The organism is Streptomyces sp., from assembly GCF_019510245.1.
In the GTDB taxonomy this organism is placed as follows: domain Bacteria; phylum Actinomycetota; class Actinomycetes; order Streptomycetales; family Streptomycetaceae; genus Streptomyces.
In genome coordinates, this window is record NZ_JAEKKT010000212.1 from 1 (window position 1) to 15,459 (window position 15,459).

Here is a 15,459-nt window from a genome sequence, read left to right on the forward strand (position 1 = left end):
CGGTGCCGATGTAGTTGTGGTTGAGCATCCGGGCTTCTTCCTGAGCCAGGACGACAACCCGCCGCGCGCGGTCGGTGAACCTCTCGAACATCGTTAATCGCTCCTCAGAGCGGTCAGGCAGTGGGGGGAACTTCCCCTCTCTGTCCTTCCGCAGCTTAGTCCCGCAAGCGGGGACCGCTCATTCCAACTGCCGACACCGTCGATGGCCTCCCTGACCCCGAACGCCGACATCTGCTCCAACCCGATGGTGCGAGACGATGTTCCCGCAGGCCAGGCAGTTACCCTTTCCGTCAGTACGCCGATGGCGAACGTGAGACGGCCTCGCCTGCGTGTCGCCCCCTCCCACTAGGGATGTCTTACCCGCAGCTACGGACAGTCCATGCCGTGGGCCCCCGGTCCCTCCGCTACGGGCGAACAACCTTGCGTCCCTCCGGACCCCCGCATGCCCGCATTTCCGGAACCCTGCGCAGTCACACGCGCACCCAGCGTAACCTGGACGGCCTCGGGAGGGTTCCACCAGGCATGGCTGGCACAGCACCTCTGGCCGCTTCAACGGTCCCTCACCCCCGTCGTCCGTTCGATTCCGCTTCCGGTTCCGAGTGCGGCGCCGGTTCCGGTTCGGGCACCGTACGGCACTGGTACGAGAACGATCTGGGATGGGCAACGGTGCCCGCGGCTCCCGGAGAGCCACTGCGGCTGGTCACGGGCGTGCGCTTCGACGTGCTGGAGGTGCCGGCGCGGGCGGGCGTGCGAGCGCTCAGGCACCTGCTGCCGGGCTCTCCGGTGGCCCTTCAGGGCGACAGGATGCGGCTGCTGGTGGCGGCGGGCAGCGCGGAGGAGCTGCCGGGGCTGCTGGCCTGGCTGGAGTGGGGCGCACCGGCCCTCGATCTCGGCCTGCGGGCACTGGGCGCCGGGGGCGCGATGGACGCGCCGACCCGGCCCGGTCCCGCGGTCACCGGGATCCGGCCGCCGTCCGGATCCGCCGGGGCCCCGGCCGGGCCCGTGCAGGGGGCCGCCGTCTGGTTGCGGCCCCCCGAGTCGGGGTGCGAGGTCGAGGCCTCGCTGCCGACGCTGTCGGCCATGGGGGGCGTCAAAGGCGCCCCCGATCTCGTACGGCTCGTGCACACGGTGGCCACGGAGTGCCACCGCGTCCGGCTGCGGCGCGTGGGCCACGGGCCGGAGGACAGTCAGGCGTTCGCGTCCTCGTAGGCCTGGCGAATCGTCGCCGGAACACGGCCGCGGTCGTTCACGTCGTAACCGTTCTCCTTGGCCCACGCGCGAATCTGCGCGGTGTCCTGGCTGCCGCCGGAAGCCGCACGCGCCTTTCCGCGTCCGCCCGAAGCACGGCCGCCGGTACGCCGGCCGCCCTTGACATAGGGGTCGAGAAGGCCGCGCAGCTTGTCCGCATTGGCGGTCGTGAGGTCGATCTCGTACGTCTTGCCGTCCAACGCGAACGTCACGGTCTCGTCCGCCTCGCCGCCGTCGAGGTCGTCGACAAGAAGGACCTGAACCTTCTGTGCCACCGGATTTCCTTTCATCGATAACTTCAGGGCCGGGGGCCTGCGGCGCCCGCCGTTTCGCCGCCCCCTGTTATATGCAGTACTGCAGTACGTCGGAAAGCAAACCGCTTTTGCGGGAAAAACACAAACCCCTGGCAGAGACCGAGGGGCCCGCTCCCACCCGGAAACATGCGCGTTTCGGACATAGGGCACCGGGGCAAGGGGGGATGCCCGGAATAGCGGGCCGATCTCGGGCCCATCTCCGTCCATCTCTGCCTCGACGGCCCTTGTGTCAGCCCGCGATCCCTCAGGATCCTTCAGGATCCCTCTCGACCCCTCTCGGCGATCACAGATGCAGAAGCATCCGACTGTTGCCCAAGGTGTTCGGTTTCACTCGTTCGAGTCCCAGGAACTCAGCGACACCCTCGTCATAGGAACGCAGCAGCTCCGCGTAGACATCGGTGTCCACGGGTGTCTCACCGATCTCCACGAAGCCGTGCTTCCCGAAGAACTCGACTTCGAAGGTCAGACAGAAAACGCGGCGAACACCAAGCCAACGTGCGGTCTCCAGCAACTTCTCCAGCAACTGATGACCGACACCGGCGCCCTTGAGGCCCCGGTTCACCGCGAGAGTGCGCACTTCCGCGAGGTCTTCCCACATCACGTGCAGTGCGCCGCAGCCGACGACCTCGGCGTTGTCGTCGCGTTCCGCGACCCAGAACTCCTGGATGTCCTCGTAAAGCGTCACGGTGGCTTTGTCGAGCAGGATGCGGTCGCGAACGTACACGTCGAGGAGGCGGCGCACGGCCGGGACATCGCTGGTCCGGGCCCGCCGGACGGTGATGGCTTTTGCGGTGACTTCGGGGCGCGTCGCTGACATGAGCGGACGCTATCGCCCGCCGGCGTCCGTCGCCGAGCCGGGGTTCTCCTCTCGCGGAGCCGCCCGGTCTTCCCTCTCGCTATCCGGGCCCTGCACGATGCGTACGGCGTCCCGGAGGGCCTGGCGCTGTTCGTCGCTCATCATCCCGAAGAAGGCGACGAGCGCGGCGGCCGGGTTGTCGCTCTGCGACCATGCGTCGTTCATCAGGGCGGCTGCGTAGGCGGCCCGGGTGGAGACGGCCTCATACCGATAGGCACGCCCTTCGGCCTCCCGCCGGACCCAGCCCTTCTGATGGAGATTGTCCAGAACGGTCATCACCGTGGTGTACGCGATGGACCGTTCCTGCTGAAGGTCTTCCAGGACTTCTCGAACGGTCACCGGGCGGTTCCACTTCCACACCCGCGTCATGACCGCGTCTTCGAGTTCTCCCAATGGGCGAGGCACAGCTCAGAACAATAGTGGGAGATCTCGCCAATGGCGTGCCGGACGTGCACTTTCATCAACAAAGGCGAACAAAAGGGGCGTACACCCCGGAAAGGCGGTACACGCCAGCGGGCGCGGCCCGGGCTGGCCCTCAGGCGCCGTCGGTCTTGGTGACGGCGGCCTGGCGGGCGTTCTCCGCAAAGGCCGCGTCGACGGCGGCGTCCTCCTTGGCCTTGGCGGCCCCGCCCTGGGTCTTCACGATCACCCGGACCAGACCGATGAAGAAGACGGCCATGACGACCGGAGGAACGAGCGCGGAGACGTAGTCCATGGGTCCAGGGTAGCCACGGAGTATCGGGCGAAAGGGGTGGGGTGGGCGAACCACTCCGCAACCCCCCGCCAGCTGCCGTTTTCTCAGCCCGCGGCGAGTTGCTGCGGGGGCCCGGCGGGCGGCGCGGCGGGCCGGCGCCGCGGAAAGACCTCGCCCGGTGTGGGAATGGGCCGCTTCGGCACGGCGGGCTCGGGAGCCGCGGGCCGCGGCGCGGGCCGCTCCGCGGGCTTCTCCTTGGGCTTCTTCTCCGGCTCCTTGGCCACCCCGCCCGGCAGAGCCGTCAGCCGGACCCTGGAGGCCGGGACGGCAGGTGCCGGCACCTTCCGGGCCCCTTGGGCGAGCCGGGCCCGCACATCGCGCTCGGCGAGCTCCTGGCAGCGCCCGAGCAGAGCGGCGGCACCGGCGTTCCCCCGCAGCGCCCGCAGCGCGGCGAGGTCGTCCGGGGTGGGCCGGTGCCCGGCCCCCAGCGCCTCCTCCAGAACGGCGAGGTAACCGACCACCGTCCCCGGCAGGGCCGCACGGTACCGAGCCAGATCGGCCACCAGGAAGGCACGCAGCCGGGCCCCCTCGCCGATCGCCTCGTCGAGCGACTCGGCGAGCCGATGACAGTCCTTGACGTCCTCGGCGGAGACGGGACCGGGGTGAAGGGCGAGGGCGAGAGCACGGCGGAGCACACGCAGCTCCTCCGCACCGAACGCCATGCCGCCGCGGGATCCGTATGGCGTGGGCATGGACCGAAGATACGCGTAAATCAGACAAACTCGACATACCGACCAGGTGTGGCGCAACAGGTCCACCCACCTGGCCGCCGCCGACCGATAGCGCCCGCCCGAGGCCGGAGGACGAAAGCCGGTCGGCACCACATCAGCCCGTCCGGCGTTTGAGGACGAGGCCGTTCAGGCCGAAGCGGGGGTCCGGGGGCGGCAGCCCCCGAAATGGGCGGTCAAAGGGGGCCCACCCCCTGGAAGGACGGGACGGGTAGGGGCGGCGGGGGCGGGGAAAACCACGCCAGCCCCCACCGTCCGCTCACATCCGCGACACGTTCCGCTCGTACACCAGCCGCAACCCCACCAGCGTCAGCCACGGCTCATGCTCGTCGATCACCGACGACTCCCCCAGCACCATCGGCGCCAGCCCACCCGTCGCGATCACCGTCACATCGTCCGGATCATCGGCCAGCTCCCGCGCCATCCGCCCGACCACCCCGTCGACCTGCCCGGCGAACCCGTACACGATGCCCGCCTGCATCGCCTCCACCGTGTTCTTCCCGATCACACTCCGCGGCCGAGCCACCTCGATCTTCCGCAGCTGCGCCCCCTTGACGCCCAGCGCCTCAACCGAGATCTCGATACCGGGCGCGATCACACCCCCGACGTACTCCCCGCGCGCGGACACCGCGTCGAAGGTCGTCGCCGTCCCGAAGTCGACGACGATCGCCGGCCCCCCGAACAGCTCGACGGCGGCGACCGCGTTGATGATCCGGTCGGCGCCGACCTCCTTGGGGTTGTCGGTGAGGATCGGCACCCCGGTCTTCACCCCGGGCTCCACCAGCACCGCCGGCACATCGCCGTAGTACCGCCGCGTGACCTCGCGCAGCTCGTGCAGCACGCTCGGCACGGTCGCGCAGATCGCGATCCCGTCGATGCCGTCGCCCAGCTCGTCGCCGAGCAGCGGGTGCATGCCCATCAGGCCCTGGAGGAGCACCGCCAGCTCGTCCGCGGTACGGCGCGCGTCCGTGGAGATGCGCCAGTGCTCGACGATGTCCTCGCCGTCGAAGAGCCCGAGGACGGTGTGTGTGTTGCCGACGTCGATCGTGAGGAGCATGGGGTCACTCCGCCTCGCGCAGGTCCAGGCCGATGTCCAGGATCGGCGAGGAGTGGGTGAGGGCGCCGACGGCCAGGAAGTCCACGCCCGTCTCGGCGTACGCCCGCGCGTTGTCCAGCGTGAGCCGCCCGGACGCCTCCAGGAACGCGCGCCCGCCGACGATCGCGACGGCCTCCTCGCACTCCCCCGGCGTGAAGTTGTCCAGAAGGATCAGGTCGGCGCCCGCGTCGACGACCTCGCGCAGCTGGTGCAGGGTGTCGACCTCGACCTCGATCGCCAGCTCCGGGAACGCCTCCCGGACCGCCTTGAAGGCCTGCCTGACGCCGCCGGCGGCGACCACGTGGTTGTCCTTGACCAGGGCCGCGTCGGAGAGCGACATGCGGTGGTTGACGCCGCCGCCGCTGCGCACCGCGAACTTCTCCAGCGACCGGAGCCCCGGAGTGGTCTTCCGGGTGTCACGCACGCGTGCCTGCGTGCCCTCCAGGGCGTCCGCCCACGCGCGTGTGGCGGTCGCGATGCCGGAGAGCCGGTTCAGGATGTTCAGCGCGCTGCGCTCGGCCGTGAGCAGGTCGCGGGTGCGGGTGGTGATCGAGAGCAGCTTCTGCCCGGCCTCGACCCGGTCGCCGTCCTCCACGTGCCGCTCGACCTCGAACTCGTCGGTGCAGATCACGGAGACGACGGCCTCGGCGACCCGGAGGCCCGCGACGACTCCGGCCTCGCGCGCCACGAAGTCGCCGGTCGACACGGCCTCCTCGGGGATCGTGGCGACGGTCGTCACGTCCACGCCGCCGGCCAGGTCCTCCTGGACGGCCACGTTGGCGATGTCCTCGACCTCGATGGGGTCGAGCCCGGCGGCGGCCAGCAGCTCGGCGAGCGCGGGGTCGAGCCCGCACTCCAGGTACTCCTCGTCGCCCTCGGCGCCACAGGCACAGCCGTCGCCGCAGCCGCCGCCGTCGGCGAGGGGAAGGTCGTTGGTGCTCACGTCTGTCACTGCTCCTGGTGTGGCTGGTGCGGCCGGGTAGGGGGGAAGTCTGCGGTGGCGGTGGTGCCCACGGCCAGCGTCCGGTCCGGATTCAGCCGTACGACGATGTGGCGCCCCCAGCGGGCGTCGTCACGGTCGGCGTGGTCCTCGCGCCAGTGGCAGCCGCGGGTCTCCTCGCGGCGGCGGGCCGCCTCGACGAGAACGCGCGCGACGCACAGGAGGTTGGTGGCCTCCCAGGTGTCGACGCCGGGCTCGGCGGTCTTGCCGTTCTCGTCCAGGGCGTCGCGGGCCTCGGTGTGCAGTCGCTGGAGCTGTGCGGCGGCCCTGGCGAGGGACTCCTCTGAGCGCAGCACGCCGGCGCCCTCGGTCATGATCCGCTGGATGGCGAAGCGGCTCTCGGGGGCGAGCAGCGGGTGCGCGGGCTTCTCGGGGTGCGGGACCGGTGCGGGCACGCGCGCGTGCAGGCCGTCGTCCGCGCGTGCGGCCGTGATGTCGGCGGCGATGCGCTCGGCGTAGACGAGGCCTTCGAGGAGGGAGTTGGAGGCGAGCCGGTTCGCGCCGTGCACGCCGGTGCACGCGACCTCGCCGCAGGCGTACAGCCCGGGCACGGTCGTACGACCCTGCGCGTCGGTGCGCACGCCCCCGGAGGCGTAGTGGGCGGCGGGCGCTATCGGGATGGGCTCGGTGACCGGGTCGATGCCGTTGGCCCGGCAGGCGGCCAGGATGGTCGGGAAGCGGTGCTCCCACATGTCGGCGCCGAAGTGGCGGGCGTCGAGGTACATGTGCTCGGCGTCCCGCTCCTGCATGCGCCGCATGATGCCCTTGGCGACGACGTCCCGGGGCGCCAGCTCGGCGAGCTCGTGCTGCCCCACCATGAAGCGCACGCCGTCGGCGTCGACCAGGTGGGCGCCCTCACCGCGCACCGCCTCGGAGACCAGCGGCTGCTGGCCCTCGGCGTCGGGGCCGAGGAAGAGCACGGTCGGGTGGAACTGCACGAATTCGAGGTCGCTGACCTCGGCACCGGCCCGCAGGGCCAGCGCCACGCCGTCGCCGGTCGACACCGACGGGTTGGTGGTCGCGGAGAACACCTGGCCCATGCCGCCGGTGGCGAGGACGACCGCGGGAGCGTGCACGGCGCCCACGCCGTCGTGCTGGCCCTCGCCCATGACGTGCAGGGTGACGCCGGCCGTACGGCCCTCGGCGTCGGTCAGCAGGTCGAGGACGAGGGCGTTCTCGAAGGTGCGCAGCCCACGCGCGCGTACGGCCTCCACGAGGGCCCGGGAGACCTCGGCGCCGGTGGCGTCGCCGCCCGCGTGCGCGATCCGCCGCCGGTGGTGCCCGCCCTCGCGGGTGAGGTCGAGGCCGCCCTCGGAGGACTCGTCGAAGATGGCGCCGGTGTCGATGAGCCGCCGTACCGCGCCGGGGCCCTCCGTGACGAGGATCCGTACGGCGTCCTCGTCGCAGAGGCCGACACCGGCCACCAGGGTGTCCGCGAGGTGCTGTTCGGGGGTGTCGCCCTCGCCGAGGGCCGCTGCGATGCCGCCCTGCGCCCAGCGGGTGGAGCCGTCGTCCAGACGGGCCTTGGTGACGACGACCGTGGTGAGCCCGGCGGCCTGGCAGCGCAGGGCCGCTGTCAGGCCGGCCACCCCGGACCCGACGACGACCACGTCCGCCGAGATGCTCCACCCGGGGGCGGGCGCGTGCAGTCGTATGCCGGTGCTGGTGCCTGTGCTGCTGGTGCCTGTGCTGGTCACGAGGCGGCTCCGAGGGTTCCGAAGGTGAGCGGAAGGTTGTCGATCAGCCGGGTCGTCCCGACCCGGGCGGCGACGACGAGGACGGCCTCTCCGATGAAGTCGTCGTCGATCTCGGTGAAGTCGGACGGGTCGACCAGGGCGAGGTAGTCCAGTTCGAGCGGCGGGTCGTAGTGGACGGCCTCGTCCAGGACCTGGCGGGCGGCCGCGCGGACCGCCGCGGCGGCGTTCGGCACGGCCTTGGCGACGGCGTGCGCGTCGGCGGCCGCCCGGGACTCGCCGATGGCGCTGAGCGCCTCGGCGCGCGCCCGCGTGGACGGCACCTCCAGGGCCCGCGCGCGCAGCGCCTCCTGCGCCGCGTGCCGGTCGCGGCCGGCGAAGAGCGCGCGGGACAGCGTGAGCGCCGTGCGCCGGTCGTCGGCGGACAGGTAGCGGTTGCGGCTGGACAGCGCGAGCCCGTCGGCCTCGCGCACGGTCGGTACGCCGACGATCTCGATGCCGAAGTTCAGGTCGCGCACCATGCGCCGGATCACGGCCAGCTGCTGGGCGTCCTTCTGCCCGAACAGGGCCGCGTCGGGCCGGGTGAGGTGGAGCAGCTTGGCGACGACGGTGAGGACGCCGTCGAAGTGGCCGGGGCGGGAGGCGCCCTCCAGGAGCGTGCCCATGGGGCCGGCGGTGACCCGCACCTGGGGCTCCCCGCCCGGGTAGACCTCGTCGACGGAGGGGGCGAACACCACGTCCGCCCCGGCCTGTTCGGCGATCTTCAGGTCGGCGTCCAGGGTGCGCGGGTAGCGGTCGAGGTCCTCGCCGGCACCGAACTGGAGCGGGTTGACGAAGACCGTGACGACGACCTCGCCGTCCCGGCCCGCGATCTCGCGCGCGGTCCGGATCAGGGTGGCGTGGCCCTCGTGCAGGGCGCCCATGGTCATCACGACGGCGCGGCGGCCGTGCCGCACGCGCGCGTGCAGTTCGTCGGCGGTGCGCAGCAGGGCGGTGCTCATCGGGGGTTCCCCTCGGTGCCGTCGGTACCGGTCGTGCCGTGGCCGCCGTCGGCGCCGTCGGCACTGTGGGCGAGGACGCCGAGCAGGTCCTCTGCGAGTTCGGGCTTCAGCAGGCCGTGCGCGAGCGCGCGGTCGGCCGTCGCGCGGGCCATCGCCAGGTAGCCGTCGACGGCCTGCGGGGCGTGCCTGCGCAACTCGGTGACGTGCGCGGCGACGGTGCCCGCGTCCCCGCGCGCGACCGGCCCGGTCAGCGCCGCGTCACCGGAGCGCAGGGCGTTGTCCAGGGCGGCGCCGAGCAGCGGGCCGAGCATCCGGTCGGGGGCCTCCACGCCGGCGGTGCGCAGCAGCTCCATGGCCTGGGCGACCAGGGTGACCAGGTGGTTGGCGCCGAGGGCGAGGGCCGCGTGGTAGAGCGGGCGGTTCTCCTCGAAGATCCACTCCGGTTCGCCGCCCATCTCGATGACCAGGGCCTCGGCGGCCAGCCTCAGCTCCTCGGGCGCGGTCACCCCGAACGAGCAGCCCGCGAGCCGCTGCACGTCCACCGGTGTGCCGGTGAAGGTCATCGCCGGGTGCAGGGCCAGCGGCAGCGCGCCCGCGCGCAGGGCCGGGTCCAGGACCTTCGCGCCGTACCGCCCTGAGGTGTGCACGAGCAGCTGGCCGGGGCGCACGGCACCGGTCTCGGCGAGACCGGACACCAGGCCGGGCAGGGCGTCGTCGGGGACGGTCAGCAGGACCAGGTCGGCGCGCCGGAGTACTTCGGCGGGCGCTACCAGCGGGACGTCGGGCAGCATCGCCTCGGCGCGCCGCCGGGAGGCGTCGGAGACCCCGGAGGCGGCCACCGGGCGGTGCCCGGCGAGCTGCAGGGAAGCGGCCAGCGCGGGGCCCACCCGGCCGGCGCCGACGACGCCGACGGTGAGCCGCGCGGGGCGGTCACTGGGGTCTGGCTGTTGGACTGTACTCACGCGAGGGTGGCCTTCCCGTTCCAGTCCGCTCTGGGTACCGGACGATTTCTCGTCATGTTAACGCTATCCGGTCCGGGGCCGATCGGTCGTCCACAGGCTGTGGGTGACGGATCACACCGGCCCTGCGGAAAAATGACGGGCCCTCGGTCGACGTGCCACGGCATCATCCACGGCATGAGTGATACGGCCACGGCCCAGGACGAACAGCCGAAGGAACCCCTGTCGGCTCAGGACCGGATGCGGGAGCGGCGCTCCGCCGCCTACCGGGGGGCGACCCGCATCCTCGCGCGCGTGGGCGTGCGGGCTTCGCTGCGCGAACGGCTCGCGCGGCTCCAGGAGGCGGCCCCCGAGGTGTACGACCTGGACGAACCGTCGGACGTCTACGGCAACGGCGTGGTCGAGGCCCTGGAGCGGCGCGTCGCGGCCCTGCTGGGCACGGAGGCCGCCGCGTTCTTCCCGACCGGCACGATGGCCCAGCAGGTCGCCCTGCGCTGCTGGGCGGCCCGCACCGGCAACCCCACGGTCGCCGTGCACGCCCTCGCCCACCCCGAGGTGCACGAGCGCAACGCCTTCCGCGAGGTGGCCGGCCTGCGCACCGTGCGCGTCACCGGCGAGCCCCGGCTCCCCACCGCCGAGGAGATACGCGACTTCCCGGAGCCCTTCGGGGCGCTGATGCTGGAGCTGCCCCTCAGGGACGCCGGTTTCGTCCTGCCCTCCTGGGAGGAGCTCACGGAGGTGGTGGCCGCGGCGCGCGAGCGCGACGCGGTGGTGCACTTCGACGGCGCGCGCCTGTGGGAGTCCACCGTCCACTTCGGGCGCCCCCTGCCCGAGATCGCGGACCTGGCGGACAGCGTCTACGTGTCGTTCTACAAGTCCCTCGACGGCTTCGGCGGCGCCGCGCTGGCGGGCCCGAAGACCCTGGCCGAGGAGGCGAAGACCTGGCGCCACCGCTACGGCGGAATGGTCTTCCAGCAGTTCCCGACCGCCCTGTCGGCCCTGGCCGGCCTGGACCGCGAACTGCCCCGCCTCCCGGACTACGTCCGCCACGCGCGCGTGGTCGCCGCGGCCCTGCGGGACGGCTTCACCGCGGCGGGCGTCCCCTGGTCCCGCATCCACCCCGAGGAACCCCACACCCACCAGTTCCAGGTCTGGCTGCCGTACGCCTCCGAAGCCCTGACGGAGACGGCGGTACGCCAGGCCGAGGAGACCGGCACCTACCTCTTCTCCGGCTTCTGGGAGCCGAAGGGCCCGGGTCTGTCGATGACCGAGGTCACAGTGGCTGAGGCGGGCCTGGAGTGGACGGCGGAGGACGTGCGGGCAGCGGTCGCGGACTTCGTGACGCGGTTGCCTGACGCGCCCCGCTAGGGGCGCTGGGGGTCCCCCCCGGCCGACGGCTGGGGGGAACTTGCGCGATCAGCCACGACGGCGCCGCAGACGGCAACGGCAGACGGCGCCCCGCGGCACTTCCAGCGGAGCGCCTAGCCGAGTCCGCCGCCCGCCCGCACCAGCCCGGTCTCGTAGGCCAGCACGACCACCTGGACGCGGTCGCGGAGCCCGAGCTTGGTCAGGATGCGGCCCACATGGGTCTTCACGGTCGCCTCGGACAGCACCAGCCGGCTCGCGATCTCGCCGTTCGACAGGCCCTGCGCGACCAGCACCATCACCTCGCGCTCGCGCTCCGTGAGCCGCTCCAGTTCCTGGTGCCGGGGCTCCTTGCCGGCGGAGGGCAGCATCGGCGCGAAGCGGTCGAGGAGGCGCCGGGTGGTGGAGGGCGCGACGACGGCGTCGCCGCTGTGCACGGAACGGATGGCGGCCAGCAGTTCGCCCGGAGGCACGTCCTTGAGCATGAAGCCGGAGGCACCCGCCTTCAGCCCCGAGAAGGCGTACTCGTCGAGGTCGAAGGTGGTCAGGATGAGCACCTTGGGCGCGTCGGGCTGCTCGCAGATGCGGCGGGTGGCCTCCACACCGTCCAGCTTGGGCATGCGTACGTCCATCAGGACGACGTCCACGGCGGTGGACTTCAGCACCTGGAGGGCCTCGACGCCGTCGCCCGCCTCGGCGACGACCTCCATGTCCGGCTGGGCCGCGAGCACCATCCGGAACCCGGTGCGCAGCAGCACCTGGTCGTCGACGAGCATCACGCGGATCGTCATCGGGTCCTCTTCCGTTGCTTGTTCTTCTTGATCGGGCGCTCGGCCTGGGGGCGTGACAGGTGTCAACCAGGGGCGTGCGTCTGCGTCAATGCGCCGGCTTGAGCGGCAGCAGGGCACTGATGCGGAATCCTCCGCCAGGGCGGGGGCCCGCGTCGAGGGTGCCGCCCACCATGCCGACGCGTTCGCGCATGCCGATCAGGCCGTGCCCCTGGCCGTCGGCGCCGCCCTCCTCGTACATCTCGTGCGGGGCGCCCTTGCCGTCGTCCTCGACCAGCAGGCCGAGGCCGTCGTCGAAGTAGACCAGCCGCACGCTGGCGCCCGCGTTGGGGCCGCCGTGCTTGCGGGTGTTGGTGAGCGCCTCCTGCACGATCCGGTACGCCGTGAGCTCGACGCCGCTGGGCAGCGGGCGCGGGGTGCCCTCGACCTTGAAGTCGACGGGCAGGCCGGAGGTGCGGCACTGCTCGACGAGGTCGTCGATCTGCTCCACGTCGGGCTGCGGAACGTACTCGCCGACCTCCTTGTGCTCACCGGTGCGCAGCACGCCCAGCAGGCGGCGCATCTCGGCGAGTGCCTGGCGGCCGGTGGAGGAGATCGTCTCCAGGGCCTTCTTGGCCTGGTCGGGGGCGGCGTCGAGGACGTAGGCGGCGCCGTCCGCCTGGACCACCATCACCGACACGTTGTGCGCGACCACGTCGTGCAGCTCGCGCGCGATCCGGGCGCGCTCGGCGGCGACCGCGACCTTGGCCTGCGCCTCGCGCTCCTTCTCCAGCCGGGCGGCGCGCTCCTCCAGCTGCGCGAAGTACGCGCGGCGGGTGCGCATGGAGTCGCCGAGCACCCAGGCGAGCACGAACGGCACCGTCTGGAACAGCACGATCGCGACGTGCCCCGCGAAGCTCGCCTCCCGCTGCGGCCACCGGATCTCCGCCAGGGGCGCGGCGAACAGTCCGGCGTAGAGGCCGAACCGGGACGCCCAGCGCGGGCCGACGGCGGCGTTCGTGCAGACGATCACCAGCATGGCGAAGTTGGCGACGGTCGTCTCCACGTCCAGCACCAGCTGGGCCAGGCCGGTGGCCGCGGCCAGCACGAGCATCTGCTCCGGGAAACGGCGGCGCAGCGCGACGACGACGCACATCACGACGGACACGGCCAGCATGCCGGCCCTGGATCCGTGGTGCTGCTGGGCCTCGCCGAGCTTCCAGATGCTCGCGCCGGAGAGCCCGAGCAGGACGACGGCCCAGAAGCTGTCGACCCATGTCGGGTGCCTGCGGAGGAAGTCATAGAGGCGCTGCACGTAACCCAGAGTAGCGAAGCGTGATAGGTGCAGGGGTCAACCGGAGGGCCGATCCCTGTTCCGCACGCGTACTCCCCAAGGTGGAGAAGGTGATCACCTGTGCGCCTAGTCTGGCCCGGTGACGGATGAGGCGACGCGAGAGACGGCCGACGACGCCCCTGGCTGGCGTGCGGCCACCGAGGCGGCCCTGTACGGCCCCGGCGGCTTCTACCGCCGCCCGGAGGGCCCGGCCGGGCACTTCCGTACGTCGGTGCACGCCTCGCCACTGTTCGCCGAGGCCGTGGCCGAACTGCTGTGCCGGGTCGACGAGGCCCTGGGCCGCCCCGAGGAGCTGGACTTCGTGGACATGGGCGCCGGCCGGGGCGAACTGGTCACCGGCGTGCTCGCGGCCCTGCCCGCGGACGTGGCGGCACGCACGCGTGCGTACGCCGTCGAACTCGCCGACCGCCCGCCGGGCCTGCCCGACCGGATCACCTGGCTGACCGAACTCCCGCGCACCGTCCGGGGCCTGCTCTTCGCCAACGAATGGCTGGACAACGTGCCCGTCGAGGTCGCCGAGGTGGACGCGGCCGGGGTGCCCCGCCTGGTGCACGTCCGGCGGGACGGCACCGAGCTGCTCGGCGAGCGCGTGTCGGGTGCGGAGGCGCAGTGGCTCGCGCGGTGGTGGCCGCTGGCCGCCGAACCGGGACTGCGCGCGGAGATCGGGCTGCCCCGGGACCGGGCGTGGGCGTCCGCCGTCACCAGCCTCCAGCGGGGGCTCGCGGTGGCCGTGGACTACGCGCACACCGCGGCCGCGCGCCCCCCGTTCGGGACCCTCACCGGCTTCCGCGAGGGCCGCGCGACGGCACCCGTGCCGGACGGGGCGTGTGACATCACGGCGCACGTGGCGCTGGACGCGTGCACGGCGCTCGACCCGGCGCTCAGGCTGCCCGAAGCGCTCCTGTGCACGCAGCGCGACGCCCTGCGCGCCCTCGGCCTGGTCGGCGCCCGCCCGCCGCTCACGCTCGCCTCCACGAACCCCGCCGGTTACGTGCGCGCCCTCGCGACCGCGGGCGAGGCCGCCGAGCTCATGGCCGTCGGCGGCCTCGGCGACTTCCTCTGGCTGCTCCAGCCGGTGGGTATCGAGGACGCGCTGCTCTAGGGGCTCCGCTTGTTCCTCCCCCGGCCTCGGCCGGGGGTACCCCCAGCCCCTACTTGTCGATGTCCCCCACCACGAAGAACAGCGACCCCAGGATCGCGACCATGTCCGCCACCAGCGTCCCCGGCAGCAGTTCGGTGAGCGCCTGGATGTTGTTGTACGACGCCGAGCGCAGCTTCAGCCGGTACGGGGTCTTCTCGCCCTTGCTGACGAGGTAGTAGCCGTTGATGCCGAGCGGGTTCTCGGTCCAGGCGTAGGTGTGGCCCTCGGGCGCCTTGAGGACCTTGGGGAGCCGCTGGTTGATCGGTCCCGGCGGCAGGGCGGCGAGCCGGTCCAGGCAGGCGTCGGCCAGGTCCAGGGCGTTGTGCGTCTGCTCCAGGAGGCACTCGAAGCGGGCCAGGCAGTCGCCCTCGCTCCGGGTGACGACCTTCAGGGTGTCCTGGAGCTCGCCGTAGGCCAGGTAGGGCTCGTCCCGGCGCAGGTCGAAGTCGACGCCCGAGGCGCGCGCGATGGGCCCGCTCACGCCGTACGCGTGCACGGCCTCCGCCGCGAGGACGCCCACGCCCCGGGTACGGCCGCGGAAGATCTCGTTGCCGAGGACGAGGTCGTCGAAGACGTCCGTGCGGGAGCGCACGGCGGCCACGGCCGCACGCGCGCGTGCCGTCCAGCCGGCCGGCAGGTCCTCCTTGAGGCCGCCGACGCGGTTGAACATGTAGTGCATGCGCCCGCCGGAGACCTCCTCCATGACGTTCTGGAGCTCCTCACGCTCGCGGAACGCGTAGAAGACCGGGGTGATGCCGCCCAGCTCCAGCGGATAGGAGCCGAGGAACATCAGGTGGTTGAGGACCCGGTTCAGCTCGGCGAGCAGGGTGCGGGTCCACACCGCGCGGACGGGCACCTCCATGCCGAGCATGCGCTCGACGGCGAGGACCACGCCCAGTTCGTTGGAGAAGGCCGACAGCCAGTCGTGGCGGTTGGCGAGCATGATGATCTGCCGGTAGTCGCGGGCCTCGAAGAGCTTCTCCGCGCCCCGGTGCATGTAGCCGATCACCGGCTCCGCCGAGACGATCCGCTCGCCGTCCAGCACCAGCCGCAGCCGCAGCACGCCGTGCGTGGAGGGGTGCTGGGGGCCGATGTTGAGCACCATGTCCGTGCTCTCCGCGGCGCCGCCGATCCCGACCGTGGTCTCCGTCGTAGGCGTCATGAACCCAGTCTCCCCTACGT

At 72.3% G+C, this 15,459-nt stretch carries 16 protein-coding genes; 3 read left to right on the forward strand and 13 right to left on the reverse strand.

Features of this window, described 5'->3' with window-relative positions:
* Positions 1 to 522 precede the first annotated feature (522 nt).
* Positions 523 to 1,209 (forward strand): SCO3374 family protein, encoded by a 687-nt coding sequence (locus tag JF597_RS42660; protein ID WP_294009412.1) that lies wholly within the window; start codon positions 523 to 525, stop codon positions 1,207 to 1,209.
* Here the strand turns inward: JF597_RS42660 and JF597_RS42665 are convergent.
* From JF597_RS42665 to JF597_RS42710, 10 genes are all read right to left on the reverse strand, one after another.
* Positions 1,188 to 1,523: an Lsr2 family protein gene (locus JF597_RS42665; RefSeq protein ID WP_093500012.1), complete on the reverse strand. Its 336-nt coding sequence runs from the start codon at positions 1,521 to 1,523 to the stop codon at positions 1,188 to 1,190. The genes JF597_RS42660 and JF597_RS42665 overlap by 22 nt on opposite strands.
* 322 nt (positions 1,524 to 1,845) lie before the next feature.
* Positions 1,846 to 2,379: an amino-acid N-acetyltransferase gene (locus JF597_RS42670; RefSeq protein ID WP_294009416.1), complete on the reverse strand. Its 534-nt coding sequence runs from the start codon at positions 2,377 to 2,379 to the stop codon at positions 1,846 to 1,848.
* A 9-nt stretch (positions 2,380 to 2,388) separates the two neighbouring features.
* The gene (locus JF597_RS42675) at positions 2,389 to 2,823 is read right to left on the reverse strand and encodes a BlaI/MecI/CopY family transcriptional regulator (protein WP_294009418.1); all 435 of its coding nucleotides are present in this window, start codon (positions 2,821 to 2,823) and stop codon (positions 2,389 to 2,391) included.
* 130 nt (positions 2,824 to 2,953) lie between these two features.
* Positions 2,954 to 3,133 (reverse strand): hypothetical protein, encoded by a 180-nt coding sequence (locus JF597_RS42680; protein WP_294009420.1) that lies wholly within the window; start codon positions 3,131 to 3,133, stop codon positions 2,954 to 2,956.
* An 83-nt stretch (positions 3,134 to 3,216) separates the two neighbouring features.
* Positions 3,217 to 3,834: a hypothetical protein gene (locus JF597_RS42685; protein WP_294009495.1), complete on the reverse strand. Its 618-nt coding sequence runs from the start codon at positions 3,832 to 3,834 to the stop codon at positions 3,217 to 3,219.
* Between the two features lie 325 nt (positions 3,835 to 4,159).
* Positions 4,160 to 4,957 carry a type III pantothenate kinase gene (locus tag JF597_RS42690; RefSeq protein ID WP_089099902.1) on the reverse strand — a complete coding sequence of 266 codons (798 nt, stop codon included), beginning with the start codon at positions 4,955 to 4,957 and terminating at the stop codon, positions 4,160 to 4,162.
* 4 nt (positions 4,958 to 4,961) lie between these two features.
* Positions 4,962 to 5,939 carry a carboxylating nicotinate-nucleotide diphosphorylase gene (gene nadC, locus JF597_RS42695; protein ID WP_294009424.1) on the reverse strand — a complete coding sequence of 326 codons (978 nt, stop codon included), beginning with the start codon at positions 5,937 to 5,939 and terminating at the stop codon, positions 4,962 to 4,964.
* A gap of 5 nt (positions 5,940 to 5,944) precedes the next feature.
* A complete protein-coding gene (locus tag JF597_RS42700; protein ID WP_294009426.1) occupies positions 5,945 to 7,693 on the reverse strand; it encodes an L-aspartate oxidase in 1,749 nt (582 codons plus the stop codon).
* Positions 7,690 to 8,691, reverse strand: a complete 1,002-nt coding sequence (gene panC / locus JF597_RS42705) for a pantoate--beta-alanine ligase (RefSeq protein ID WP_294009428.1) — start codon at positions 8,689 to 8,691, stop codon at positions 7,690 to 7,692. Before panC ends, JF597_RS42700 begins: the two co-directional genes overlap by 4 nt.
* Positions 8,688 to 9,653 (reverse strand): DUF2520 domain-containing protein, encoded by a 966-nt coding sequence (locus JF597_RS42710; RefSeq protein ID WP_294009430.1) that lies wholly within the window; start codon positions 9,651 to 9,653, stop codon positions 8,688 to 8,690. Before JF597_RS42710 ends, panC begins: the two co-directional genes overlap by 4 nt.
* A gap of 174 nt (positions 9,654 to 9,827) precedes the next feature.
* Between JF597_RS42710 and JF597_RS42715 the strand changes: the two genes are divergently transcribed.
* Positions 9,828 to 11,018 carry a low specificity L-threonine aldolase gene (locus JF597_RS42715; protein ID WP_294009432.1) on the forward strand — a complete coding sequence of 397 codons (1,191 nt, stop codon included), beginning with the start codon at positions 9,828 to 9,830 and terminating at the stop codon, positions 11,016 to 11,018.
* A gap of 113 nt (positions 11,019 to 11,131) precedes the next feature.
* Here the strand turns inward: JF597_RS42715 and JF597_RS42720 are convergent, their stop codons facing one another.
* The gene (locus JF597_RS42720) at positions 11,132 to 11,806 is read right to left on the reverse strand and encodes a response regulator transcription factor (protein ID WP_294009434.1); all 675 of its coding nucleotides are present in this window, start codon (positions 11,804 to 11,806) and stop codon (positions 11,132 to 11,134) included.
* Between the two features lie 85 nt (positions 11,807 to 11,891).
* Positions 11,892 to 13,097 carry a sensor histidine kinase gene (locus tag JF597_RS42725; protein ID WP_294009436.1) on the reverse strand — a complete coding sequence of 402 codons (1,206 nt, stop codon included), beginning with the start codon at positions 13,095 to 13,097 and terminating at the stop codon, positions 11,892 to 11,894.
* Between the two features lie 118 nt (positions 13,098 to 13,215).
* Here JF597_RS42725 and JF597_RS42730 point away from each other — a divergent pair, with 118 nt between their 5' ends.
* Complete coding sequence (locus JF597_RS42730; protein WP_294009438.1) at positions 13,216 to 14,238, forward strand: SAM-dependent methyltransferase; 1,023 nt, start codon at positions 13,216 to 13,218, stop codon at positions 14,236 to 14,238.
* A gap of 49 nt (positions 14,239 to 14,287) precedes the next feature.
* Here the strand turns inward: JF597_RS42730 and JF597_RS42735 are convergent, their stop codons facing one another.
* Complete coding sequence (locus JF597_RS42735) at positions 14,288 to 15,439, reverse strand: NADH-quinone oxidoreductase subunit D (protein ID WP_294009440.1); 1,152 nt, start codon at positions 15,437 to 15,439, stop codon at positions 14,288 to 14,290.
* Between the last annotated feature and the right edge of the window lie 20 nt (positions 15,440 to 15,459).